At 40.4% G+C, this 21,969-nt stretch carries 21 protein-coding genes; 10 read left to right on the forward strand and 11 right to left on the reverse strand.

Annotated elements, in window-relative coordinates:
• Window positions 1-80: 80 nt before the first annotated feature.
• From EDC41_RS06560 to menC, 3 genes are all read right to left on the reverse strand, one after another.
• On the reverse strand, window positions 81-1,262 hold the full coding sequence (locus tag EDC41_RS06560; RefSeq protein ID WP_031200471.1) for a Bcr/CflA family multidrug efflux MFS transporter: 1,182 nt from the start codon (window positions 1,260-1,262) through the stop codon (window positions 81-83).
• The gene (gene rsuA, locus EDC41_RS06565; RefSeq protein ID WP_006249261.1) at window positions 1,252-1,953 is read right to left on the reverse strand and encodes a 16S rRNA pseudouridine(516) synthase RsuA; all 702 of its coding nucleotides are present in this window, start codon (window positions 1,951-1,953) and stop codon (window positions 1,252-1,254) included. The genes EDC41_RS06560 and rsuA overlap by 11 nt, the downstream gene beginning before the upstream one ends.
• Window positions 1,954-2,197: 244 nt before the next feature.
• Window positions 2,198-3,169 carry an o-succinylbenzoate synthase gene (menC, locus tag EDC41_RS06570; RefSeq protein WP_006249260.1) on the reverse strand — a complete coding sequence of 324 codons (972 nt, stop codon included), beginning with the start codon at window positions 3,167-3,169 and terminating at the stop codon, window positions 2,198-2,200.
• A gap of 211 nt (window positions 3,170-3,380) precedes the next feature.
• Here menC and metG point away from each other — a divergent pair, with 211 nt between their 5' ends.
• The gene (metG, locus tag EDC41_RS06575; protein WP_006250569.1) at window positions 3,381-5,459 is read left to right on the forward strand and encodes a methionine--tRNA ligase; all 2,079 of its coding nucleotides are present in this window, start codon (window positions 3,381-3,383) and stop codon (window positions 5,457-5,459) included.
• A gap of 9 nt (window positions 5,460-5,468) precedes the next feature.
• On the forward strand, window positions 5,469-5,885 hold the full coding sequence (ndk, locus tag EDC41_RS06580) for a nucleoside-diphosphate kinase (RefSeq protein ID WP_020831248.1): 417 nt from the start codon (window positions 5,469-5,471) through the stop codon (window positions 5,883-5,885).
• 56 nt (window positions 5,886-5,941) lie between these two features.
• Here ndk and greA read toward each other — a convergent pair whose 3' ends face one another.
• Window positions 5,942-6,418 (reverse strand): transcription elongation factor GreA, encoded by a 477-nt coding sequence (gene greA, locus EDC41_RS06585; protein WP_020831247.1) that lies wholly within the window; start codon window positions 6,416-6,418, stop codon window positions 5,942-5,944.
• A gap of 96 nt (window positions 6,419-6,514) precedes the next feature.
• On the opposite strand from greA, the gene dacB reads away from it, so the two are divergent.
• Window positions 6,515-7,960: a serine-type D-Ala-D-Ala carboxypeptidase gene (gene dacB / locus EDC41_RS06590; RefSeq protein WP_006250566.1), complete on the forward strand. Its 1,446-nt coding sequence runs from the start codon at window positions 6,515-6,517 to the stop codon at window positions 7,958-7,960.
• An 86-nt stretch (window positions 7,961-8,046) separates the two neighbouring features.
• On the opposite strand, the gene EDC41_RS06595 is transcribed toward dacB, so the two are convergent.
• Complete coding sequence (locus EDC41_RS06595; RefSeq protein ID WP_006249255.1) at window positions 8,047-8,316, reverse strand: GNAT family N-acetyltransferase; 270 nt, start codon at window positions 8,314-8,316, stop codon at window positions 8,047-8,049.
• 171 nt (window positions 8,317-8,487) lie between these two features.
• Between EDC41_RS06595 and purH the strand changes: the two genes are divergently transcribed.
• Window positions 8,488-10,077: a bifunctional phosphoribosylaminoimidazolecarboxamide formyltransferase/IMP cyclohydrolase gene (gene purH / locus EDC41_RS06600; RefSeq protein WP_006250565.1), complete on the forward strand. Its 1,590-nt coding sequence runs from the start codon at window positions 8,488-8,490 to the stop codon at window positions 10,075-10,077.
• Window positions 10,078-10,131: 54 nt separating this feature from the next.
• On the opposite strand, the gene EDC41_RS06605 is transcribed toward purH, so the two are convergent.
• The 4 genes from EDC41_RS06605 to EDC41_RS06620 form a co-directional block, all read right to left on the reverse strand.
• Window positions 10,132-11,508 carry an L-serine ammonia-lyase gene (locus EDC41_RS06605; RefSeq protein WP_006250564.1) on the reverse strand — a complete coding sequence of 459 codons (1,377 nt, stop codon included), beginning with the start codon at window positions 11,506-11,508 and terminating at the stop codon, window positions 10,132-10,134.
• 56 nt (window positions 11,509-11,564) lie between these two features.
• Window positions 11,565-12,791, reverse strand: coding sequence for a serine/threonine transporter (locus EDC41_RS06610; RefSeq protein WP_006253083.1), 1,227 nt, complete (start codon window positions 12,789-12,791; stop codon window positions 11,565-11,567).
• 269 nt (window positions 12,792-13,060) lie between these two features.
• Window positions 13,061-13,954, reverse strand: coding sequence for a 4-hydroxy-tetrahydrodipicolinate synthase (gene dapA, locus EDC41_RS06615; protein ID WP_006250561.1), 894 nt, complete (start codon window positions 13,952-13,954; stop codon window positions 13,061-13,063).
• A gap of 89 nt (window positions 13,955-14,043) precedes the next feature.
• Window positions 14,044-14,985 carry a Kdo(2)-lipid IV(A) acyltransferase gene (locus EDC41_RS06620; RefSeq protein ID WP_006250560.1) on the reverse strand — a complete coding sequence of 314 codons (942 nt, stop codon included), beginning with the start codon at window positions 14,983-14,985 and terminating at the stop codon, window positions 14,044-14,046.
• 179 nt (window positions 14,986-15,164) lie between these two features.
• On the opposite strand from EDC41_RS06620, the gene hpf reads away from it, so the two are divergent.
• Window positions 15,165-15,449, forward strand: a complete 285-nt coding sequence (gene hpf, locus EDC41_RS06625; protein WP_020831243.1) for a ribosome hibernation-promoting factor, HPF/YfiA family — start codon at window positions 15,165-15,167, stop codon at window positions 15,447-15,449.
• A gap of 175 nt (window positions 15,450-15,624) precedes the next feature.
• Here the strand turns inward: hpf and EDC41_RS06630 are convergent, their stop codons facing one another.
• Window positions 15,625-15,747 carry an entericidin A/B family lipoprotein gene (locus EDC41_RS06630; protein WP_006250558.1) on the reverse strand — a complete coding sequence of 41 codons (123 nt, stop codon included), beginning with the start codon at window positions 15,745-15,747 and terminating at the stop codon, window positions 15,625-15,627.
• Window positions 15,748-15,826: 79 nt separating this feature from the next.
• Entirely contained in the window at window positions 15,827-16,804 is a 978-nt protein-coding gene (gene rluD / locus EDC41_RS06635; protein ID WP_006250557.1) for a 23S rRNA pseudouridine(1911/1915/1917) synthase RluD, read from the reverse strand.
• 140 nt (window positions 16,805-16,944) lie between these two features.
• Between rluD and EDC41_RS06640 the strand changes: the two genes are divergently transcribed.
• From EDC41_RS06640 to recQ, 5 genes are all read left to right on the forward strand, one after another.
• Window positions 16,945-17,724: an outer membrane protein assembly factor BamD gene (locus tag EDC41_RS06640; RefSeq protein ID WP_006253082.1), complete on the forward strand. Its 780-nt coding sequence runs from the start codon at window positions 16,945-16,947 to the stop codon at window positions 17,722-17,724.
• A 72-nt stretch (window positions 17,725-17,796) separates the two neighbouring features.
• Window positions 17,797-18,828 carry a tRNA (adenosine(37)-N6)-threonylcarbamoyltransferase complex transferase subunit TsaD gene (tsaD, locus tag EDC41_RS06645; protein WP_006249246.1) on the forward strand — a complete coding sequence of 344 codons (1,032 nt, stop codon included), beginning with the start codon at window positions 17,797-17,799 and terminating at the stop codon, window positions 18,826-18,828.
• A gap of 81 nt (window positions 18,829-18,909) precedes the next feature.
• Window positions 18,910-19,701, forward strand: coding sequence for a glycosyltransferase family 25 protein (locus tag EDC41_RS06650; RefSeq protein WP_006249245.1), 792 nt, complete (start codon window positions 18,910-18,912; stop codon window positions 19,699-19,701).
• Window positions 19,702-19,711: 10 nt separating this feature from the next.
• Entirely contained in the window at window positions 19,712-20,017 is a 306-nt protein-coding gene (cyaY, locus tag EDC41_RS06655; RefSeq protein ID WP_006249244.1) for an iron donor protein CyaY, read from the forward strand.
• Window positions 20,018-20,125: 108 nt separating this feature from the next.
• The gene (recQ, locus tag EDC41_RS06660; protein ID WP_006249243.1) at window positions 20,126-21,925 is read left to right on the forward strand and encodes a DNA helicase RecQ; all 1,800 of its coding nucleotides are present in this window, start codon (window positions 20,126-20,128) and stop codon (window positions 21,923-21,925) included.
• Window positions 21,926-21,969 lie beyond the last annotated feature (44 nt).

Here is a 21,969-nt window from a genome sequence, read left to right on the forward strand (position 1 = left end):
CCTAAAAATTTGCAAAAAATGTACTATTATTAACCGCTTGTAGAAATTTGTTGGGTTTTCGCAAGCTAACCCCAACCTAGTTATCGCTTATAACACAGAAAATAATACACCACACCGGCTAACATAACGCACAATGCCATCGCCAAAAGCATTGGGGCAGCACTGGTTACAGCAATATGTGAAAGCCCTGCTCCAACAAGGGAAGCAACACCAAAACGAGCCGTACCTGCTACTCCGTTAGCCGTGCCTGCCATTTGTGGAAATTGCTCTAAAATGGCGGCACTGGCATTACTACCAATGGTGGAAAGCATTCCGATATAAAGCGGAATACCGATTGCCATTGCCCAGAAGCCTAAATCAAAAATCGCCACTAAAGCCAGCCAAATGCCGGCTAACAGTTGCATAGCTAAAGCAATTCGTAACATCGTTTCAGAGCCGACTTTCACTACCATTTTGCTGTTAATCGCCGTCATCGTCACCATCACAATCATATTCAGCCCGAAGAAATAGCCGAAATTTTCTTGCGACACGCCATAAAGCCCAATATAGACAATCGAGCCTGAGGTTAAAAAACAGAAAATACCTGCAAAGGTTAAGCCGCCAATCAGCACATAACCAAGAGTAGGCTTATGTTTCAGTAAGATGGCAAAATTGCTTAAAGTTTTGCCAAAACTTAACGGCAGGCGTTTTTCGGGGGCTAATGTTTCAGGGATTTTCCAACTAATTAATACCACGCACAAAATCCCCATCGCCACTAACACATAGAAAATTGAGTGCCAGTGGAAATATTTGGCAATATAACCGCCAACAATCGGTGCAAGCAATGGGGCAAGCATAGAAATAATCATAATAACCGACATCAATTTGGCAAATAAATTACGCTCAAACAGATCTCTCACTAATGCTCCCAGCACCACCGCCGGGGCTGCCGCACATAAGCCCTGTACTAACCTTAGCAGGTAAAATGTTTCGATATTCTGAACTTGGGTCAGAAAATAAGCGGCAATCGCCGAGCCGACTAATCCGATTAAAATAATGATTTTCCGCCCAAAGCTGTCTGCCATCGGTCCCCAGAATAGTTGCCCTGCCCCAAAACCTAGGGTAAATACCGCCAAGGTGGTTTGCACTTTTTCTTGCGAAACCGCCAAGTCACGGGCAATATCTAAAAATGAGGGCAAATACATATCAATGGCTAATGGTGGCAACATTGCCATCATACCTAATATGATGAAAAAGCTCAGGCTTGGTCTTCTACTTTCCATTAAAACTGGCTATCTCCTCTGAAGTGAGCGAGCGGAATTCACCTTCTTCCAACCTTTCATCTAACACCACATCGCCAATTCGCCAGCGGTGCAATGCCTCGACTTTATTCCCAAGGGCGGCAAACATTCGCTTAACTTGATGATAACGCCCCTCACTAATAGTTAAATTCACATTGTAATCGTCTAAAATTTCAAGTTGAGCCGGCAAGGTTGGCTCTTTCTCGCCACGCAATAAAATTCCTTCTGCCAATCGCTGTGCATAAAAATCTTCCACCGGATCAGCAAGCGTCACTAAGTATGTCTTTTCACAATGGTGCTTGGGCGAGGTAATACGGTGCGACCATTTGCCGTCATCGGTTAACAGCACCAGCCCTGTGGTATCCACATCTAACCGCCCTGCGGTATGCAATTTAGTCATTAACGGATAATCAAAGAATTGAAACACCGTTGGGTACTCACCATCATCGTGTGAACAAATATAGCCCTGTGGCTTATAGAGCATAAAATACTGCCCCTCTTCCACCCACTCTAATTTCTGATCTTCGTAATAAATTTCATCTTCTTGACTGATTTTTGCCGCACCACTTTTTTCAATATTGCCGTTTACCGTCACCACACCACTTTTCAGCACTTTAGCCGCTTGTGAACGGGTCAAACCGGTATTTTCGGCGATAAATTTGTCTAAACGCATACTATTTTTATACCATAAATTACTTTACCCTCTCCCCTCGTGGGAGAGGGACAGATTTTTCTTCGTCTAGAAGAAAAATCAGGGAGAGGGGGGAAATACGTCTTCGTCCAGAAGAAAAATCAGGGAGAGGGGAAATGTGCAAACTTTTTTAGAAAAATGACCGCTTCCCCTCTCTCTGCTTATTTCGCTGAACGCTCATAAGCGGTCTCTCTCCCACAAGGGGAGAGAGTGTTTAATTGGGAGATTATACCACAACTTCCCTAACAAATTCGCTTTCTAGCCCGACCAACGGCAAGCTAGAGTCGTGCCAATCTCGCAATAATTGGTGTTGCATTAAATTTAACGTATCCAACCCCGGCACACTGTTTGGGGTGTATTGTTGGGCGATACGAGCCAGTTGGGTTAAGCCCAAACTGCTCTCAAGACTTGAACTAATCACCGCTACTAATCCTTGCTTCTGTGCTTGTTGAATTAAATTCACGCATTTTTCAAGCGAACCAACCAGCGTAGGTTTAATGATAATAGCGGTCAAATTTGGCTCTTTTTTTACCAAAAAATTCGCCTCTCTCACGGTTTCGTCCCACGCAATCGCAATGTCGGTTTGTGTGGCAAATTGGCGGGAAAGTTCGAGCGCTTGGCAAGGTTCTTCGATAAATTGAATACGGGGTTTATGTTCATTTGCAATTTTTTCAGCAAATTTGACCGCTTGTTCCAAGCTCCAAAGACGGTTGGCATCAAGCCTTAGGCGTAAATTCGGAAAAGTATGCAACAGCAAATTTGCCTGCTCGCCTTCCTGTTCAGGATTGAGACCGATTTTAATTTTACCGATTGGGTTCGTATGTTGGCTAAATGCCGTGTGTAACTTTTCCAAATCGCCATAGCACAGCACCGCCGATTGGTTATTCGCTTGCTCGCCTAATTCATTATTCAGTTCAGCCAACGCACAGCTTAGCCCAAAGGCAACAGACGGGAAAAGCTGCTCTAACGTTTCAGGCTCTCCTTTCTGCCACGCCTTTAACCAATTCACAGCTTGGTTTTCAGCTTGTTCTAGGCTCTCTTGGCTAAAACTTGGAAGCGGTGCAATTTCGCCCCAGCCGACTTTCTCCTGTTCTTGCAAACACACCAACACCCCTTGCCTTTCTTTCAAAGGTTGCTTGCGTAACACTACACCGGTTTGAATGGGGAGTTGGTAGCGGTATAACTTTACTTGTCGCATACTATTTTTATCCAAAATAGGTTTAGAGGCGAAACATCTTTCGCCCACATCATCATTTGGGAAATTGAGGCGAAAAATGTTTCGCCTCTAGCGCATCATATTCTACCGCTTGTTAGCCCAAAGCTCTAATAAATTCACGCCAACTGGTAAACCTGCAACTTTTGGGCTAAAATAGACGGCAATTTTTACCCTAATTTTAATGAGAAAAAGAATGGCTAACCAAAAACGAAAAATGCTTGTTACTTGTGCCTTGCCCTATGCTAACGGTGCAATTCATTTAGGTCATATGCTTGAACATATTCAAGCAGATATTTGGGTGCGTTTTCAACGTATGCGTGGCAATGAAGTCCACTTTGTCTGTGCTGATGATGCCCACGGCACGCCTATTATGCTTAATGCCGATAAATTAGGCATTACCCCTGAACAGTTAATCGAAAAAGCCAAAGCCGATCACGAAGCGGATTTTGCCAGTTTTAATATCAGCTTTGATAATTACCATTCCACCCACAGCGAAGAGAACCGCCAAATCACTACCGATATTTATAAAACCTTAAAAGCGAACGGTTTTATTAAAAGCAAAGTGATTTCACAACTGTTCGACCCAGAAAAAAATATGTTCTTGCCGGATCGCTTTGTGAAAGGGACCTGCCCGAAATGTAAAGCCGAAGATCAATATGGCGATAACTGTGAAGTATGTGCCTCTACCTATAGCCCGATGGATTTAATCAACCCTCGCTCGGCAGTTTCCGGTGCAACTCCGGTGGTAAAAGAATCAGAACATTTCTTTTTTGACCTGCCAAGCTTTGAGGGAATGTTGAAAGAGTGGACTCGTTCCGGCTCACTCCAACCTGAAATTGCCAATAAAATGCAAGAATGGTTTGAAAGTGGTTTACAGCAATGGGACATCAGCCGTGATGCCCCTTATTTCGGTTTTGAAATTCCGGACGCAGAAAACAAATTCTTCTACGTTTGGTTAGATGCCCCTATTGGTTATATGGCATCGTTTAAAAATTTATGCGACCGTGCAGGCATTGATTTTGATGAGTTTTGGCAAAAAGATTCCACCACCGAGCTTTATCACTTCATCGGTAAAGACATTGTTTACTTCCACAGCCTGTTTTGGCCGGCAATGTTGGAAGGCAGCGGCTACCGCAAACCGACCAATGTGTTTGCTCACGGTTATGTGACAGTGGACGGGGCGAAAATGTCGAAATCTCGTGGTACATTCATTCAAGCCAACACCTATTTAAAACATCTCGATCCGGAATGCTTACGCTATTACTATGCGGCAAAATTAAACGATCGCATTGAAGATTTAGATTTTAATTTAGACGACTTCGTGCAACGTGTAAACAGCGATATCGTAAACAAATTAGTGAATCTTGCTTCTCGCAACGCCAGTTTTATCGCTAAACGCTTTGAGGGCAAATTAGCTGAAAAATTAGATGACGAAGCGTTATTTAATGAATTTACCGCTCAAGCAGAAACCATAGCGAATTTCTATGAAAACCGTGAATTTAATAAAGCTATTCGTGCCATTATGGAATTAACCGATAAAGCCAATAAATACATTGACGACAAAGCCCCTTGGGTCATCGCCAAAGAAGAAGGCAAAGAGGCTGAATTACAAGCGGTTTGTTCAATGGGCATTGAGTTATTCCGTGTGCTAATGAGCTACCTAAAACCGGTATTACCAAAACTGGCAGAACGTGCTGAAGCATTCTTACAAAGCGAATTGCGTTGGGATAATATCGCTACCCCATTATTCGGGCATACCGTTGCACCGTTTAAATCGCTGTTCTCACGCCTTGAGAAAAAACAGATTGATGCAGTTATTGATGAAACCAAAGCCTTATTTGCAGAAGCGAATAAAAAAACCGAAAACCAAACCAAAGGAACACAAAAAGTGGAACAACAAGCAGTCGAAAAACAAGAAAATATTGCAGTTGAGCCAATCAGCCCTGAAATTACGATTGATGATTTCGCTAAATTAGATTTGCGTGCAGCCAAAGTATTGAACTGCGAGGCAGTGCCAAAATCAGACAAAATGTTACGTTTTGAGCTGGATTTAGGTGATCACCAACGCCAAGTGTTCTCCGGCATTAAAGCGGCCTACCCAAATCCGGAAGCACTTATCGGGCGTTTTGTGATTGTAATTGCCAACCTTGCTCCACGCAAAATGTCGTTCGGTATGTCGGAAGGAATGATTTTATCTGCCGGCACAGGCGGTGCGAACCTGTTCTTATTAGATGCAGACAGCGGTGTTCAGCCGGGAATGCAAGTTAAATAGGAGAAGATGATGATTCAACAAACGCTTTCTATTATTAAGCCGGATGCTACACGCCGTAATTTAATCGGCAAAATTTTGGCTCAATTGGAAGAAAACGGGCTGACTATCAAAGCTCTAAAAAAAGTACATCTTACCCGTGAGCAAGCGGAAGGATTTTATGCGGAACACAAAGGCAAAGATTTCTTTGAGCCGTTAGTGGAATTTATGACATCAGGATCTATTGTCGTTTCTGTACTGGAAGGGGAAAATGCGATCAACCATTATCGTGCATTAATGGGAGCAACCAATCCGGATAACCGTGAAAAAGGCACAATTCGTGATCTTTACGCCTTAAGTATGCGTGAAAATTCAGTACACGGCTCAGATTCAGAAGAGTCGGCAAAACGTGAAATTGCGTACTTCTTTGTGCCGAGTGAGATTGTTTAATAAAGTAGGGGCGAAAAATTTTTCGCCCCACTATTGTAATTCGCCCCTAGCGTAGATTAAATATATTCCACACCCACAATGTCAAACTCGACCTTACCGCCCGGTGTGGTAATGCTCACCGAATCGTTCACCTCTTTGCCGATTAAACCACGAGCAATCGGGGAATTAACTGAAATTAAGCCCTCTTTAATATTGGCTTCATCATCACCCACAATGCGGTAAGTGACTTCTTCATCTGTATCAGCATTCACTAACTGCACCGTTGCCCCAAAAATCACTTTGCCGTTGTTTGCCATTTTAGTGACGTCAATAATTTGAGCATTGCCTAATTTGCCTTCAATTTCTTGAATACGCCCCTCACAGAAACCTTGTTGTTCACGGGCTGCGTGATACTCGGCGTTCTCTTTTAAATCGCCGTGTTCACGGGCTTCTGCAATCGCATCAATAATTTGAGGGCGACGCACATTTTTTAGAAAATCCAATTCTTCACGCAGTTGCTCTGCACCACGCACCGTCATAGGAATTTGTTTCATTAAATCTATTTCCTTACTAAAAATTATCGGTTTACGAATTAAAACGAAAGGGCTATTATTCAATTTCTCACTAAAAATTTCAACTCCCCTTTTATTATGATTTTTAAAAATTTCACTCGTGCTTTTTTAAATAAATTTATCTTATCTACACTTCTGATTCCGAGTATTACCCAGGCTGAAATTAATACCGAAGAATTATTAAATACCTTGCCTGCCGGCACTTCTGTTAGCTTTATTGCTAAAAATTTAGACACTAACCAAATCATCACTCAATATCAAAGTGATATTTTTATGCTACCTGCCAGCACCCAAAAAGTCTTTACGGCATTAGCAGCCAAATTAACCTTAACCGATGATTTCCGCTTTCAAGCTGCCCTTTTAAGTAACGGAAAAGTAGAAAACGGGGTGTTAAAAGGCAGTTTAATTGCCCGTTTTAGTGGCGACCCTGAGCTGACAAGCGGTCAAATTTATCAATTAATTAGCAAATTGAAGCAACAAGATATCAATAAAATTGAAGGGGATTTAATTTTAGACACTTCGGTTTTTGCCAGCCACGACAAAGCCTCCGGTTGGATTTGGAACGACTTGACGATGTGCTTTAACGCTCCACCAGCGGCAATTAATGTAGATCACAACTGTTTTTATGTCACTTTAAATGCAGACCAGCCTATTGGCGAATTTGCTAAAGTGAATGTGCCGTCTGCCTACCCAGTGCAGGTGTTTAGCTCTGCTTATATTGTCGAGCCGAAAGAAGCCCCATTTTGCCAGCTTGATGTAGTGGTTCACGATAACAACCGTTACCAAATCAAAGGCTGTATGGCTCGCCAGTCTCAGCCGTTCGGCTTAAGTTTTTCGGTGCAAGATCCAACCAATTACGGAGCAAATATCATTAAAGCTCATTTAAAAAGCCTGAAAATTGCGTTTAACGGGCAAGTAAAAGAGTCATTAACCGCCCAAAACGGAACGCTCCTTGCCGAGCATTATTCCGAGCCGTTGCCGGTGTTGCTGAAGAAAATGATGAAAAAATCGGATAACCAAATTGCCGATGCCCTGTTTAGAACCGTTGCCAACAAGCAGCACAACCGCCCTGCCTCATTCCAATTAGGCAGTTATGTGATTCGTCGACTATTAAAAACCAAAGCCAATATTGACTTTAAAAACAGTGTGGTGACCGATGGCTCAGGGCTTTCCCGCCATAATCAAGTGAGTAGCCGAACAATGCTGGAAAGCCTTGAATATATCGCCCAAAACGAAGAAAGCTTAAAACTGTTTGAAACCTTCCCGATTGCAGGTGTAGATGGTACTATTTCCGGCAGAGGCTCAATTTCAACCGAACCGCTTGCCAAAAACCTGATTGCTAAAACCGGCTCACTGAAAGGGGTTTACAACCTTGCCGGCTTTATGAAAAATGCCCGTGGCGAACGCATCGCTTTTGTGCAATTTATTAACGGCTATTCCACTGGCGAGCTGGAAAGCAAAACCAAACGGGCTCCGCTTAATACGTTTGAAAATAAATTTTATATGGCGTTGTTTAATGAATAGGGCTTATATTTTGTGTGACGGATTTTTGAGAATTGAATAAGACAGCGGTCGTAAATTTTTGAAATTTTACGACCGCTTGCTCCTCTCTAAGCAATTAAATCTCGATGACTTCGTTGCATTTTTACCTCAATATAACTACAACTTGGCTTGATTTTCAGCCCTTTTTCTTGCGCAAACGCAATTAAAGCATTGTAAAGCTCTCCTGCAATACCTTTACCTTGAAAGGCATCATCTACTCGGGTACTGTAAGCATCAATCACGTTCTCTTTTATGTAGCGATAACGTAGTGTGCCTGCTTTTAGGTTGTTTTCGGTAAAATACTCAAATACGAAATCTGCTAAATTGTGGTTAATCATAGTTCCTCCGATTTTTTTCCTCTATTCTACCCGCTTTAATCACGAGTGCAAGCGGTCGATTTTGCAGAAAAATTTGCAAAATCGACCACTTGTAGATGAAAAAAGCAAACGTTTGCGTTATAATCTTTGCCGTTTATTTTCACGTTAACACTCATTTTAAGGAATTTAAGAATGGCGATTCAACAGGCGTTATTAAGTGTGTCTGATAAAAAAGGCATTGTCGAATTTGCTCGTGGGCTATCGGCTCGTGGGGTAAAATTACTTTCTACGGGCGGAACCGCAAAATTACTGGCTGAAGCCGGTTTGCTAGTAACAGAAGTATCAGATTACACCGGCTTTCCTGAAATGATGGACGGGCGTGTAAAAACCCTGCACCCGAAAGTGCACGGCGGAATTCTAGGTCGCCGTGGTACTGATGATGAAGTGATGAACCAACACGGCATTGAACGAATTGATATGGTGGTAGTAAACCTCTACCCTTTTGCTCAAACCGTTGCCAATCCAAATTGTAGCCTTGAAGATGCGGTGGAAAATATTGATATCGGTGGTCCGACAATGGTGCGTTCTGCAGCGAAAAATCATAAAGATGTGGCGATTGTGGTCAATAACAATGATTTTGATGCTATTCTTGCCGAAATGGATCAACATCAAAACAGTTTAACTTTAGAAACCCGTTTTAATCTTGCTATTAAAGCGTTTGAGCATACCGCACAATACGATTCAATGATTGCCAACTATTTCGGGCAAAAAGTGCCGCCTTATCAAGGGGCTGAGGAAGAAGATTTAACCCAACCAAGTGGACAATTCCCTCGCACCTTAAACCTCAATTTTGTGCGTAAACAAACGATGCGTTATGGCGAAAATTCGCATCAAAACGCTGCATTCTATGTCGAAAATGAGTTAAAAGAAGCCTCTGTTTCCACCGCCAAACAGTTACAAGGTAAAGCCCTTTCGTATAATAATATTGCAGATACCGATGCGGCTCTTGAATGCGTGAAAGAATTTAGCGAGCCTGCTTGTGTGATTGTAAAACACGCTAACCCTTGTGGTGTTGCTTTGGGTAAAAATATTTTAGATGCCTACAACCGTGCTTACCAAACCGATCCAACTTCTGCTTTCGGTGGCATTATTGCCTTTAACCGTGAATTAGACGGCGAAACTGCTCAAACCATCGCAGACCGTCAATTTGTTGAAGTGATTATTGCACCAACCGTTTCTGCTTCTGCCAAAGAAGTGTTAGCCACTAAGAAAAACGTGCGTGTGCTTGAATGTGGCGAGTTCTCAGAAGCTGTAAAACGCTTAGATTTCAAACGGGTAAACGGCGGATTATTAGTGCAAGATGCCGACCAAGGCTCTGTATCTATTGACGATTTAAAGGTGGTTTCAGAGCGTAAACCAACTGAAGCTGAGCTAAAAGACCTATTGTTCTGCTGGAAAGTGGCGAAATATGTGAAATCGAATGCGATTGTGTATGCCAAAGACGGGCAAACTATCGGTATCGGTGCAGGGCAGATGAGCCGTGTTTATTCCGCAAAAATTGCAGGTATTAAAGCGGAAGACGAGGGCTTACAAGTTGCTGGTTGTGTAATGGCTTCCGATGCGTTCTTCCCGTTCCGTGATGGTATTGACGCTGCTGCAAAAGTAGGGATTACTTGTGTGATTCACCCAGGTGGTTCAATGCGTGATCAAGAAGTGATTGATGCCGCCAACGAACACGGTATGGCAGTGGTACTAACCGGAATGAGGCATTTCCGTCATTAATGTTCTACAAACTAAAAGGCTACCTTATTTTGATAAGGTAGCCTTTTTCATTAATTAATCACAAGGTAAAATTTTGATTGCTAAGCCACCGGTTGAGGTTTCACGGTATTTTGCATTCATATCTTTGCCGGTTTCGTACATTGTTTCAATGACTTTATCTAAACTTACCTGAGGCGAAGAAGTACGGCGTAGTGCCATTCTGCTGGCATTAATCGCTTTGACTGAAGCGATTGCATTTCTTTCAATACAAGGCACTTGCACTTGTCCGCCAACAGGGTCACAAGTTAGGCCTAAATTGTGCTCCATTGCAATTTCTGCAGCCATACACACCTGTTCAGCACTGCCACCCATAATTTCCGTTAAACCTGCTGCCGCCATTGAACAAGCAACACCAACTTCCCCTTGGCAACCTACTTCAGCACCGGAAATAGAGGCATTCATTTTGTATAACGAACCAATCACACTGGTAGTCAATAAATAACGCTCAATAGTATCTTGATTAAGCTGTGCAATAAATTTTTGGTAGTACGCCAACACAGCCGGAACAATACCACAGGCTCCATTGGTAGGTGCGGTGACTACTCGCCCACCTGCCGCATTTTCTTCATTCACGGCAAGGGCAAACATATTCACCCAATCGATAATTTGCATTGGGTCGGTATTGAATTTACTGTTTGCCTCTAACATTCTGCGTAGCCCACTGGCACGGCGTACCACTTTCAGAGGCCCGGGTAGTAACCCTTCCGTATTCAAACCACGCTCAATACAGGCTTCCATTGTATTCCAAATCATTGCCAAATAATCCGAAATTTCTACTCTACTGCGTAAAGCAAGCTCATTTTTCCAGACTAAAGAAGAAAGCGGTAACCCGTTATTCTTACAATGTGCAAGTAAATCTGCTGCATTCTGATATGGGAATGGAACAGAAAGATCTGAATTTTTAACTTGCTCAAAGTTAGCTTCATCAACAATAAAGCCACCACCAATAGAATAATAGGTGTTTTGAAATAGCAACTCTTCACCGCTCAAGGCACTAAATTTCACACCATTTTCGTGCCGAGGTAAGAAATCTCGATGAAATGGCATATCCTCATAAAAATCGAACGCAATCACTTTAGGCTCAACACTGCTTTCAGCAATGATAAGTTGCTTATTTTGTTTTAGATTTTCAATCGTCTGCTCAATACGTTCAATATCCACATTATGAGGCAAATACCCCATTAATCCCATTATGATGGCAATATCCGTATTATGTCCTCGCCCGGTGAGTGATAATGAACCATAGACATCTACCCGCAAGCGGTCAATTTTGTTTAAAAATTTGCGATTTTGTAGCTCATCAACAAATTCCTTTGCCGCTTTCATCGGCCCCACAGTATGGGAACTGGAAGGCCCAATCCCCACTTTAAACATATCAAATACACTAATCATAAACACAAATTCACATAGAAAATAAAAGGGCGTATTCTACATTGATTTTAGAAAGATTACAGTAACCCATATACTATTGCTGAAATAGCAATACAACCCATAACAAGCACAAATAAATGGCCAAATTCACCTTTAAAACGTGCAAGTGCCGGTACTTTATATACGGCATAGCCAGGCATAATAAACAAGATCATCGCAATAATCGGCCCACCAAGGCTTTCAATGAAGCCTAAAATGCTTGGATTGATAGTCGCAACAATCCATAAAATGATCAAAAAAGTAATAGCGGTAATTTTGCGGAATTTGCTTGGCTCAATCGGCTCTTTACGCATTTGATTAACCAATCCTTCTAACCCCTCGCGCGCACCTAAATAATGCCCAAAGAAAGAGCTACCAATCGCCAAAAAAGCAACCAACGGTCCAAAATAGGAAATAATCGGATTATCAAATTTATTCGCAAGGTAAGAAAGAATCGAAATATTTTGCACTTTAGCTTGTGCTAATTCTTCAGGTGTCAAAGTTAATACACAGCTAAATACAAAGAACATCACAAATAACACCAAGATAAAGGCGGTAGAACGTAATACTTTAGCTGATTCAATTTCAGCCTTCTTGTCATCTTGGTAATATTTCTGTTGAGAAAGTGCAAAAGAAGAAATAGCCGGCGAATGGTTAAAAGCAAAGACTAAAACAGGAATAGTCAGCCAAAGTGTAGTAAGGAAGTCTCCTGTAGTTGGCATTTGCTGTAAGGCAGCTGTATTCCACTGTGGAATTAAATAAATAGATAAGCCCAATAAAATCAACACTAATGGATACACAAGACAAGTTGTGATTTTTAACATGACTTGCTCACTTAATAACATTACTCCGATCATAGCAGCTATTAGCATAAACGATAATACAGCCCTAGATGGTGGCGCGATATGAAGCTGATTCTCCATAAAAGAACTCACGGTATTGGTAATACCTACACCATAAATCAGTAAAATCGGAAAAATGGCAAAGAAGTACAGTAGCGTGATCAATTTACCGGCCTGTTCACCAAAATGTTCACGAACAACAGCCGTAATATCGCTCCCTTTGTATTTTGAAGAAAGCACAAAACGTGTTAAGCCACGGTGAGCTAAATATGTCATTGGTCCAACTAACAAAGTCATAATAATAAGTGGGTAGAACCCACCCATACCTGCATTAATTGGCAAAAATAAAACGCCGGCTCCTACCGCAGTACCAAATAAATTTAGTACCCAAGTAAGAGAAAAACGTTGAGATGGCATAGCCATAGTAATCTCCTTTAAAGAATTATCTAACAAGCTATGCTATATTAGCGATGGGAAACAGTAACACAACAAGATTTTACGTATTTTTTGATCAAACTATTAAAAGCAGAAAAAATAGTGTTTTTGGCGAGTAAAAATCCATCAAACAAAATTAAATTTTACTTAAATCAAAGAAATTTAGAATTTTATTTTTATGTGGAAATTTCTTTTAGATATGAAAAAACCGGTTAGAATTAACTTAACCGGTTTCAAATTTGATTTGCAAAAAATAACTAAATTAAGCCCGCTTGTTGTAATGCTTTTAACACTACAGGCTGTGCTGATTCAGACAGTGTGGTAAGCGGTAAACGTAAATTAGGCTCACTAATTAAACCTAATTTATAAGCAGCCCATTTCACCGGAATCGGGTTAGATTCGACAAATAAGTCATGGTGTAACGCCATTAAGCGGTTATTAATTTCTTCTGCTTCAGTAAATTGACCGGCAAGAGCTAACTCACACATTTTTGCCATATCAGCAGCAGCAACATTATTGGTGACCGAGATCACCCCTTGACCACCTAATTTCATAGACTCAAAACCGGTAGCATCATCACCACTTAAGAAAATAAAATCTTCACCGGCTAATTGCTTAATTAAAGGTAAGCGGCTTAAATCACCCGTTGCTTCTTTCACAGCAACAATATTCTCAATTTTCGCTAAGCGACCGATTGTTTCAGGTTTTAAATCACTCCCTGTTCGCCCCGGCACATTATACAGAATTTGTGGTAAATCTGTACTTTCTGCAATCGCTTTGTAGTGTAAGTACATCCCCTCTTGCGTTGGCTTGTTGTAATAAGGCACTACACTTAAACAACCAGCTACACCACTGTTTGCTAATAATTTAGTCATAGTGATAGCTTCACTGGTCGCATTAGAACCAGTTCCTGCAATAATTGGAATACGTCCATCAGCAAATTCAACCGTTTTCTTAATCACCTTAACATTTTCATCAATGCTTAATGTGGTAGATTCACCTGTTGTACCAACAGATACAATAGCGTGAGAACCTGCTTGAATATGATACTCAACTAATTTTTTTAAATCCTGATAATCTACCTCACCATGAGTCATTGGTGTAACTAATGCTACGATACTACCGTGAAATAAAGGGGTCGCCATAATCATCTCCTGTATTTTTTTATTATGCTTGATAACATTGCTAGATTGCAAAATTCAGCTTAAATATGCAAGCACTTTTTTGAAATTATTTAAAATTAATCATATAGGCTTTGATCACCTTCATTTGGGCGAGTTTTAAAACGGCGATGTAGCCACATATATTGAGTTAGCGCAGCCATAATTTCACGTTCTACCACCCGATTCATTAAAATAGCCGTTTCAACTTCATTTTGACATTGACTAAAATCAACGGCAGGACTGACTTTTACTGTGTAGCCTGAATAGTCCAAATTTCGAATCGGGCTAAACGGGATCACTAAACTCTTTGGGGCAGAACGAAGTAACATATAACTACCCGCAGTAGTACAAGTTTCCTCCACTGCAAAAAATGGTACAAAAACGCTATTTCGTCTTCCATAATCGTGATCAGGCGCGTACCATATCACCTCGCCATTTTTTAAAGCTCGAATCATTCCACGCACATCTTTACGATCTAACATCGCTTTATTTGAGCGAACACGTCCTCGAAACTGTATCCAATCTAATAATGGATTATCATTCGGTCGATAAACCCCTACTCCTTGATGATGTAGCCCAATAATTCTTGCACCGAGTTCTAAAGTCAGAAAATGCACCCCTACAAGTAAAATACCCCTTTCCTGATCACGCTGTGTTAAATGCTCTAGCCCTTCGATTTTAGACCATTTAAGAATACGTTTATCCGACCAAAACCAAGCCATACCGGTTTCAATAATCGCCATTCCAACCGATTTCATATTTTCTTCGACTAATTCCTCTACTTTCTCAGCAGAGTAATGGGGAAAACAGAGCTCTAAATTACGGCGAGCAATACGCATACGACGTTTACCAAAACCCAATTTAGTAAACAATTTACCTAGTCCCAGACCAATTTTTACTAAAATAGGATAAGGCAAACATAAAATTAACTTAAAAACACCTAAACCGAGCCACAATCCCCAATATTTAGGGTGTAAAAATTGTGTCTGGAATGGAGGTAACTGTTTTTTCTCACTCATTAATTATTCTCACATACTAGATTATGATTACATTATAGCTAAAAACTGCTAAAAGTGTTAAGTAGATCAAATTTTTGGAAACTTATTTCATTTTTCACTTGAATTTTTGGAGTGATGAGCATATTTTGGTTATTAGAATATCAACGGCAAAAGCCTTAACTAAACAAGAGGAAAATGTTATGTCATTAAATATTTCAAGCAAACAAATGGACATTACCCCTGCAATCCGTACTCATATTGAGGAGCGTTTAGCTAAGTTAGAAAAATACCACACCCAATTGATAAACCCACATTTTATGCTGATAAAACAACCTAACTCATTCCAAGTTGAAGCAACAATTGGCACCCCTTTAGGTGATTTAGTCGCTAAAGCTGAACATGAAGATTTATATACTGCAATTTTTGATGTTAAGAAGAAATTAGAAGGTCGGTTAATTAAACTAAAAGAGAAAAATGAACATTGATGTTTAAACTTTACATCTAATAATAAGGGCTAAATGAGAGATATCATTTAGCCCTATTTTTTATTCCAAGAGTAAGCGGTAAAATTTACCGTATTTTTCGCAAAAATATACCTTATTGAACAATTGTTCAATAAGGTATATATATTATTAGCTTCTTAGAATTCGAAGCTTTTTGTTATTGTGCAGCCTGCTGAATTTTATCGCCCGCTTTTTCAACATCCTTACCAACACCATCAACGGTATTACACGCAGTCAAGAAAGTTGCAGCTGCTAAAATAGTTAATACTAATTTTTTCATAGAAAGCTCCTTTTTTGTTGTTTACTTATGAAAACGATTTCAATATATCAACTTTACATTATTTAAGCAACACCTAAACTTAATAATCTAATTGATCTTTATAAAGCTCATAATCCGCTTTTAGTGCCTGAATCAATTCAATAAAATCATCAGGTAACGGGGCGTGCCACTCCATCATTTCACCAGTAATCGGATGCTCTAATCTCAACATTGTGGCGTGTAAGGCTTGGCGTTGGAAGCCTCGTAACACTGATAAAAACGAGTCACTCGCACCTTTAGGTGGGCGAGGTCTACCGCCATAGAGCTGATCACCTAATAATGGGTGAGCAATATGCGCCATATGTACCCGAATTTGGTGAGTACGCCCTGTTTCTAATCTTAAACGTAAACGTGTGTAATTACGAAAACGCTCCATAATACGATAATGCGTAACCGCCGGTTTTCCCATTGGGTGAACAGCCATTGCCGTACGTTTAGTTGGGTGGCGAGCCATTGGCTCATCAACTTTTCCGCCCTGTGTCATAATGCCGCTGGCAATCGCTTCATATTCACGGGTAATACGACGTTTTTGTAATGCGGTTACTAAGTGAGTCTGTGCCGGAATGTTTTTAGCCACTACCATTAAGCCTGTCGTGTCTTTATCCAATCGGTGAACAATCCCTGCTCGAGGCACTTCTGCAATCGGTGGATAATAATGTAGCAAAGCATTCAGCACTGTACCGTCCGGATTACCAGCCCCTGGGTGAACCACTAAATCCTTCGGTTTATTAATGACGATAATATCGTCATCTTCATACACAATATTTAGAGGAATATCTTGAGGCTCAAAACGAATTTCCTCTTCTATTTCAGCGGTAATTTCAACAGTTTCACCACCAAATACTTTTTCCCTTGCTTTATTCACGATATTGCCATTAACTTTCACTAGATCACTTTCAATCCACACTTTAATGCGTGAACGAGAATAGTCCGGAAAAAGTTGTGCCAGAGCCTGATCTAGGCGAGCACCTAGTAAATCTGCAGTAATTTCTGCTGTTAAAATCTTTTGTTGAGTCATTAAACCATAAATCCTAATTAGTCATTTGCTTACTTGCGTGATGTTATATAGAATAGCGAGATGAACTTCATAAGTTATTCTTAGTCAGAGGACATTGTACATTAACTTTTCGTCCTAGACACTTTTTATAGGTAAAACATATGCGTAAATTTAAATCTCTTGCCACATTAGTATTAGCCGGACTGTTTGTTGCAGGTTGTTCAAATTCAAATAAAGAATTAGAACAATCCAACGTTCAAGATCTTTATGGCAAAGGTCAGACCTATTTACAAGATGGAGATTATAATTCTGCCATTCGCTACTTAGAAGCGGTTGGAACCAAAGGAGGCCAATATTCAGGACTTGGTGAGCAAACCCAACTAAGTTTAATTTATGCTCAATATAAAGTTGGCGAATACTATAAAGCACTTGATGCCGCAGAACGTTTTGCTCGCTCTTACCCGAATGCAGCTAATATGGATTACGTATTCTATCTAGCAGGATTATCAAATGCACGTCTAAGTGATAATTTTATTCAAGACTTCTTTGGTGTAAATCGCGCCTCTCGAGCCGTAGATAATGTTCGTAATGCTTACGGTAACTTCCAAACTATTGTACAGCGCTACCCTCAAAGCCAATATGCACAAGATGCTCAAAATTGGATGAATTACTTATTTAACCGTTTAGCGGAACACGAATTAGCCGTTGTTAAATTTTATGATGAACGTAATGCCTATGTGGCTGTAGTAAACCGTATCGAAGAAATGTTGCGTTTTTACCCGAATACACTGGCAACCAAACAAGCATTGCCATACTTAAAAGAAGCATATAAGCAAATGAATATCCCAGATGCAGAGCAAAAAACGGAACTCTTGATCCAAGAATATGAAAGCAAAGAGCTACCGAATCCTGAAAAACCGAAGTATGGCGAACAATTCTAGTCGTACAGAGAATAATGTGAGGGGCGTTCTTCGCCCCTTTTGGTTTTCTAACTTATTTTGACTTCTCCAACTATGCGAATTTTAGGTATTGAAACCTCTTGTGATGAAACCGGTGTTGCCATTTATGATGAAGACAAAGGCTTAGTGGCAAACCAGCTTTATAGCCAAATTGATATGCACGCCGATTACGGTGGCGTAGTCCCTGAACTGGCTTCTCGAGACCATATCCGTAAAACGTTGCCACTAATTCAAGAAGCCTTAAAAGAGGCCAATCTGCAACCCTCGGATATTGACGGCATTGCCTATACTGCCGGCCCAGGCTTGGTCGGGGCTTTATTGGTCGGCTCAACCATTGCCCGTTCGCTGGCTTATGCTTGGAATGTTCCGGCATTGGGCGTTCACCATATGGAAGGGCATTTACTTGCCCCAATGTTGGAAGAAAATGCCCCTGAATTTCCGTTTGTGGCATTATTGATTTCAGGTGGACACACCCAACTGGTAAAAGTTGACGGCGTTGGGCAATACGAACTACTCGGGGAATCAATTGATGATGCTGCCGGTGAAGCCTTTGACAAAACAGGCAAACTACTCGGTTTGGATTACCCTGCCGGTGTAGCGATGTCAAAATTAGCCGAATCCGGCACGCCAAATCGTTTTAAATTCCCTCGTCCAATGACCGACAGACCGGGACTGGATTTCAGTTTCTCCGGTTTAAAAACCTTTGCTGCGAATACGATTAAAGCCAATCTTAATGAAAATGGTGAACTCGATGAGCAAACCAAATGCGATATTGCCCACGCATTCCAACAAGCCGTGGTTGATACTATTTTAATTAAATGCAAGCGAGCGTTAGAGCAAACCGGCTATAAACGCTTAGTAATGGCAGGCGGCGTAAGTGCCAATAAACAATTACGAGCAGACCTTGCGGAAATGATGAAAAAATTAAAAGGCGAAGTATTCTACCCTCGCCCACAATTTTGCACTGACAACGGCGCAATGATTGCCTACACTGGCTTTCTTCGCTTAAAAAACGATGAACAAACCGACTTAAGCATTAGCGTAAAACCCCGCTGGGCTATGACCGAATTACCACCGATTAATTAACCTTTCAAGCGGTGAAATTTCTTGTTAATTTTGCAAAAATTTAATCAAAAATAACCGCTTGCTATATGATAGATTAAATTTATGAATAATTATGTAATTAGCCTAACCTCCGCACAGGAGCGTAGAAAACATATTGAAGCTGAATTCGGCAAACAAAATATTCCTTTTCAATTTTTCGATGCGATTACGCCGGATTTAATTAAAGAAAAAGCCAAAGCATTTAATATTGACATTTCAAATACAAACTTAACAAAAGGTGAAATAGCCTGTGCTTTGAGTCATATTGCATTATGGCATTTAGCCAAACAACAGAATTTGGATTATATTTGTATTTTTGAAGATGATATTTATTTAGGTAATAATGCATTTGAATTACTAAAAACAAATTATATACCAGAAAATACTCATATTGTTAAATTAGAGACACTACCATTTGATAGAATAAATCGTTTTAACAAAACCGAGAAATACATATTAAATAGAAGGCTTTTTAAATTAAACAGTAGACATGTTGGTACGGCTGGCTATATATTAACGAACAAGGGAGCAGAATTTTTAATTAATATATTAAAAACACTTAACATTCCTATTGACGACTTAATTTTTGATGAATATTTAAAAATTAAAGAATATAAAGTATTACAAATGTCTCCTGCTTTATGTGTACAAGATTTTATTTTAAATAGTAAAACTAATTTTAAAAGCTCATTACAGGATGATAGAGCTATTCGTTGTAATAATGAGGATAAAATAAAAAATCAAGCTAAACTTAAAAAGCCTAATTATTTCTTAACAAAAATACAAAAAGAACTTTACAGACCATTTAAACAGCTAAAACAAAAAGTATTTACTACTTATATAACATTCAAATAAGGATACACCAATGAACACAGCACAATTCCACCAAGCCGTAGAGCAAGTATGGCAACAAATTGAAGAAAAAATTTATGACGAAGGATTATCAGTCGATACTGAAATCCAAGGAGCGGTCTGCACCTTAACCTTTGATGATGAATCGCAAGTTATCATTAATAAACAAGAGGCAATGCTGGAATTATGGCTTGCCAGCAAATTGGGTGGTTTCCACTTTAAAAATGTAGAAGGCGAATGGGTAACAGATGAAGGTCGCTCGTTCTGGCAACATTTAGAAGAAGCTTTTGCTCGACACGGAGAAAGCGTTTCTTTCTAATGCCTAATTGTTAACTAAGACAGCACTCGTCTTTGATGAGTGCTTTATTTTCATTTTAAAAGATACTCTCAGAAGACGAGTACTATCATAAGTAGCAACCAACTACCAATGAACACCACCGCAATTTCTGTTTTAAATAATATTTTTGGCTATCAAAAATTCCGAGACGGGCAAGAAGAAGTTATCAATGCCGTGTTGGAAAATCGTGATTGCCTCGTGATTATGACAACAGGCGGTGGCAAATCCCTTTGCTACCAAGTGCCGGCTTTGTGCCTAGACGGCATCACTTTGGTGATTTCGCCGCTTATTTCGTTGATGAAAGACCAGGTGGATCAACTTATCACCAACGGCATTGAAGCAGCTTATCTTAACTCCACTCAAACGCTCGAAGAGCAGCAACTTGTGGAACAAAAAGCCTTATCCGGTCAATTAAAATTACTCTATCTTTCCCCTGAAAAGGTAATGACTCAAGGCTTTTTCCACTTTATTTCGCTATGTAAAATCAGCTTTATTGCGGTTGATGAAGCCCATTGTGTTTCCCAATGGGGGCACGATTTCCGCCCTGAATATACCCTGCTAGGTGGCTTACGAAACACTTTCCCGAATGTGCCGTTGATGGCACTCACCGCCACGGCAGATCTAACAACCCGCTCCGATATTCTGCATCATTTACGCTTAAATAGCCCACATATCTATTTAGGCAGCTTTGATCGCCCCAATATTCGCTACACCGTGCAGGAAAAATTTAAACCGCTTGAACAGCTCATTAAATTCATCAGCAAACAGCAAGGCAAAAGCGGTATTGTTTACTGCAACAGTCGCAAAAAAGTGGAAGAAATCACCGAGAAACTCTCAGCCCGTAAAATCAGCGTGATGGGCTATCACGCCGGTATGAGTTTTGAACAGAGAGAACGAGTGCAGAATGCCTTTCAGCGTGATGATATTCAAATTGTGGTTGCCACTATTGCGTTTGGTATGGGGATCAACAAATCCAACGTACGTTTTGTGGTACATTTCGATTTACCTCGCTCTATCGAATCTTACTATCAAGAAACCGGACGAGCCGGGCGAGATGATCTCCCTTCTGAAGCCGTGCTTTTTTATGATCCTAGCGATTATGCTTGGTTACAAAAAATATTATTGGAAGAGCCGGAAAGCGAACAGAGAAATATTAAACAGCATAAATTACAGGCAATTGGCGATTTCGCCGAATCACAGACTTGCCGCCGTTTAGTCTTACTCAACTACTTTGGGGAACATCGCCAAGAGCAATGCAAAAACTGCGATATTTGTTTAGATCCACCGCAACAATACGATGGCTTACTTGATGCCCAAAAAGTGATGTCGGTGATTTACCGCACCGGTCAAATTTTCGGTCAGCACCATATTATTGCGGTATTGCGAGGAATGAACAATCTCAAAATTCGTGAACATCAACACGATCAACTTTCCGTTTATGGTATCGGAAAAGAACAAAGCCAACATTATTGGCAAAATGTGGTGCGGCAACTGATTCATTTAGGGTTGATTATTCAAAATATTGCTAACCATTCCGCTCTGCAATTAACCGAAAGTGCCAGACCGTTTTTGCGTGGAGAAAAGCAACTTCAGCTTGCATTGCCACGTTTAGGTATATCTGCGACTGCATTTGTGCAAAAACAAGCAAGTCATCGCTATGACAAAGACCTATTCGCACGCTTACGTTTTTTACGCAAGCAGATAGCTGACCTCGAAAATATTCCACCTTATATCGTCTTTAACGATGCCACCTTGCAAGAAATGGCAGAATTTCTCCCGACTTCAAAAGTGGAAATGTTAGAAATTAATGGTGTTGGTGAACGAAAATTTGAACGATTTGGGCAAGCATTTATGAGTTTAATCAAAGAATATCAAAATAACCGAAAATAGGCAGTTAAATAAGGGCTTTATTATTGCATAAGCACTGAAAATCT

The sequence above is a fragment of the Mannheimia haemolytica genome (assembly GCF_004342115.1).
GTDB lineage: Bacteria > Pseudomonadota > Gammaproteobacteria > Enterobacterales > Pasteurellaceae > Mannheimia > Mannheimia haemolytica.

Excerpts from the sequence above, each read along its gene's own strand:
- EDC41_RS06560 (WP_031200471.1), bottom strand. The coding sequence starts at position 1,262 with ATGGAAAGTAGAAGACCAAGCCTGAGCTTTTTCATCATATTAGGTATG.
- rsuA (WP_006249261.1), bottom strand. The coding sequence starts at position 1,953 with ATGCGTTTAGACAAATTTATCGCCGAAAATACCGGTTTGACCCGTTCA.
- menC (WP_006249260.1), bottom strand. The coding sequence starts at position 3,169 with ATGCGACAAGTAAAGTTATACCGCTACCAACTCCCCATTCAAACCGGT.
- metG (WP_006250569.1), top strand. The coding sequence starts at position 3,381 with ATGGCTAACCAAAAACGAAAAATGCTTGTTACTTGTGCCTTGCCCTAT.
- ndk (WP_020831248.1), top strand. The coding sequence starts at position 5,469 with ATGATTCAACAAACGCTTTCTATTATTAAGCCGGATGCTACACGCCGT.
- greA (WP_020831247.1), bottom strand. The coding sequence starts at position 6,418 with ATGAAACAAATTCCTATGACGGTGCGTGGTGCAGAGCAACTGCGTGAA.
- dacB (WP_006250566.1), top strand. The coding sequence starts at position 6,515 with ATGATTTTTAAAAATTTCACTCGTGCTTTTTTAAATAAATTTATCTTA.
- EDC41_RS06595 (WP_006249255.1), bottom strand. The coding sequence starts at position 8,316 with ATGATTAACCACAATTTAGCAGATTTCGTATTTGAGTATTTTACCGAA.
- purH (WP_006250565.1), top strand. The coding sequence starts at position 8,488 with ATGGCGATTCAACAGGCGTTATTAAGTGTGTCTGATAAAAAAGGCATT.
- EDC41_RS06605 (WP_006250564.1), bottom strand. The coding sequence starts at position 11,508 with ATGATTAGTGTATTTGATATGTTTAAAGTGGGGATTGGGCCTTCCAGT.
- EDC41_RS06610 (WP_006253083.1), bottom strand. The coding sequence starts at position 12,791 with ATGGCTATGCCATCTCAACGTTTTTCTCTTACTTGGGTACTAAATTTA.
- dapA (WP_006250561.1), bottom strand. The coding sequence starts at position 13,954 with ATGATTATGGCGACCCCTTTATTTCACGGTAGTATCGTAGCATTAGTT.
- EDC41_RS06620 (WP_006250560.1), bottom strand. The coding sequence starts at position 14,985 with ATGAGTGAGAAAAAACAGTTACCTCCATTCCAGACACAATTTTTACAC.
- hpf (WP_020831243.1), top strand. The coding sequence starts at position 15,165 with ATGTCATTAAATATTTCAAGCAAACAAATGGACATTACCCCTGCAATC.
- EDC41_RS06630 (WP_006250558.1), bottom strand. The coding sequence starts at position 15,747 with ATGAAAAAATTAGTATTAACTATTTTAGCAGCTGCAACTTTCTTGACT.
- rluD (WP_006250557.1), bottom strand. The coding sequence starts at position 16,804 with ATGACTCAACAAAAGATTTTAACAGCAGAAATTACTGCAGATTTACTA.
- EDC41_RS06640 (WP_006253082.1), top strand. The coding sequence starts at position 16,945 with ATGCGTAAATTTAAATCTCTTGCCACATTAGTATTAGCCGGACTGTTT.
- tsaD (WP_006249246.1), top strand. The coding sequence starts at position 17,797 with ATGCGAATTTTAGGTATTGAAACCTCTTGTGATGAAACCGGTGTTGCC.
- EDC41_RS06650 (WP_006249245.1), top strand. The coding sequence starts at position 18,910 with ATGAATAATTATGTAATTAGCCTAACCTCCGCACAGGAGCGTAGAAAA.
- cyaY (WP_006249244.1), top strand. The coding sequence starts at position 19,712 with ATGAACACAGCACAATTCCACCAAGCCGTAGAGCAAGTATGGCAACAA.
- recQ (WP_006249243.1), top strand. The coding sequence starts at position 20,126 with ATGAACACCACCGCAATTTCTGTTTTAAATAATATTTTTGGCTATCAA.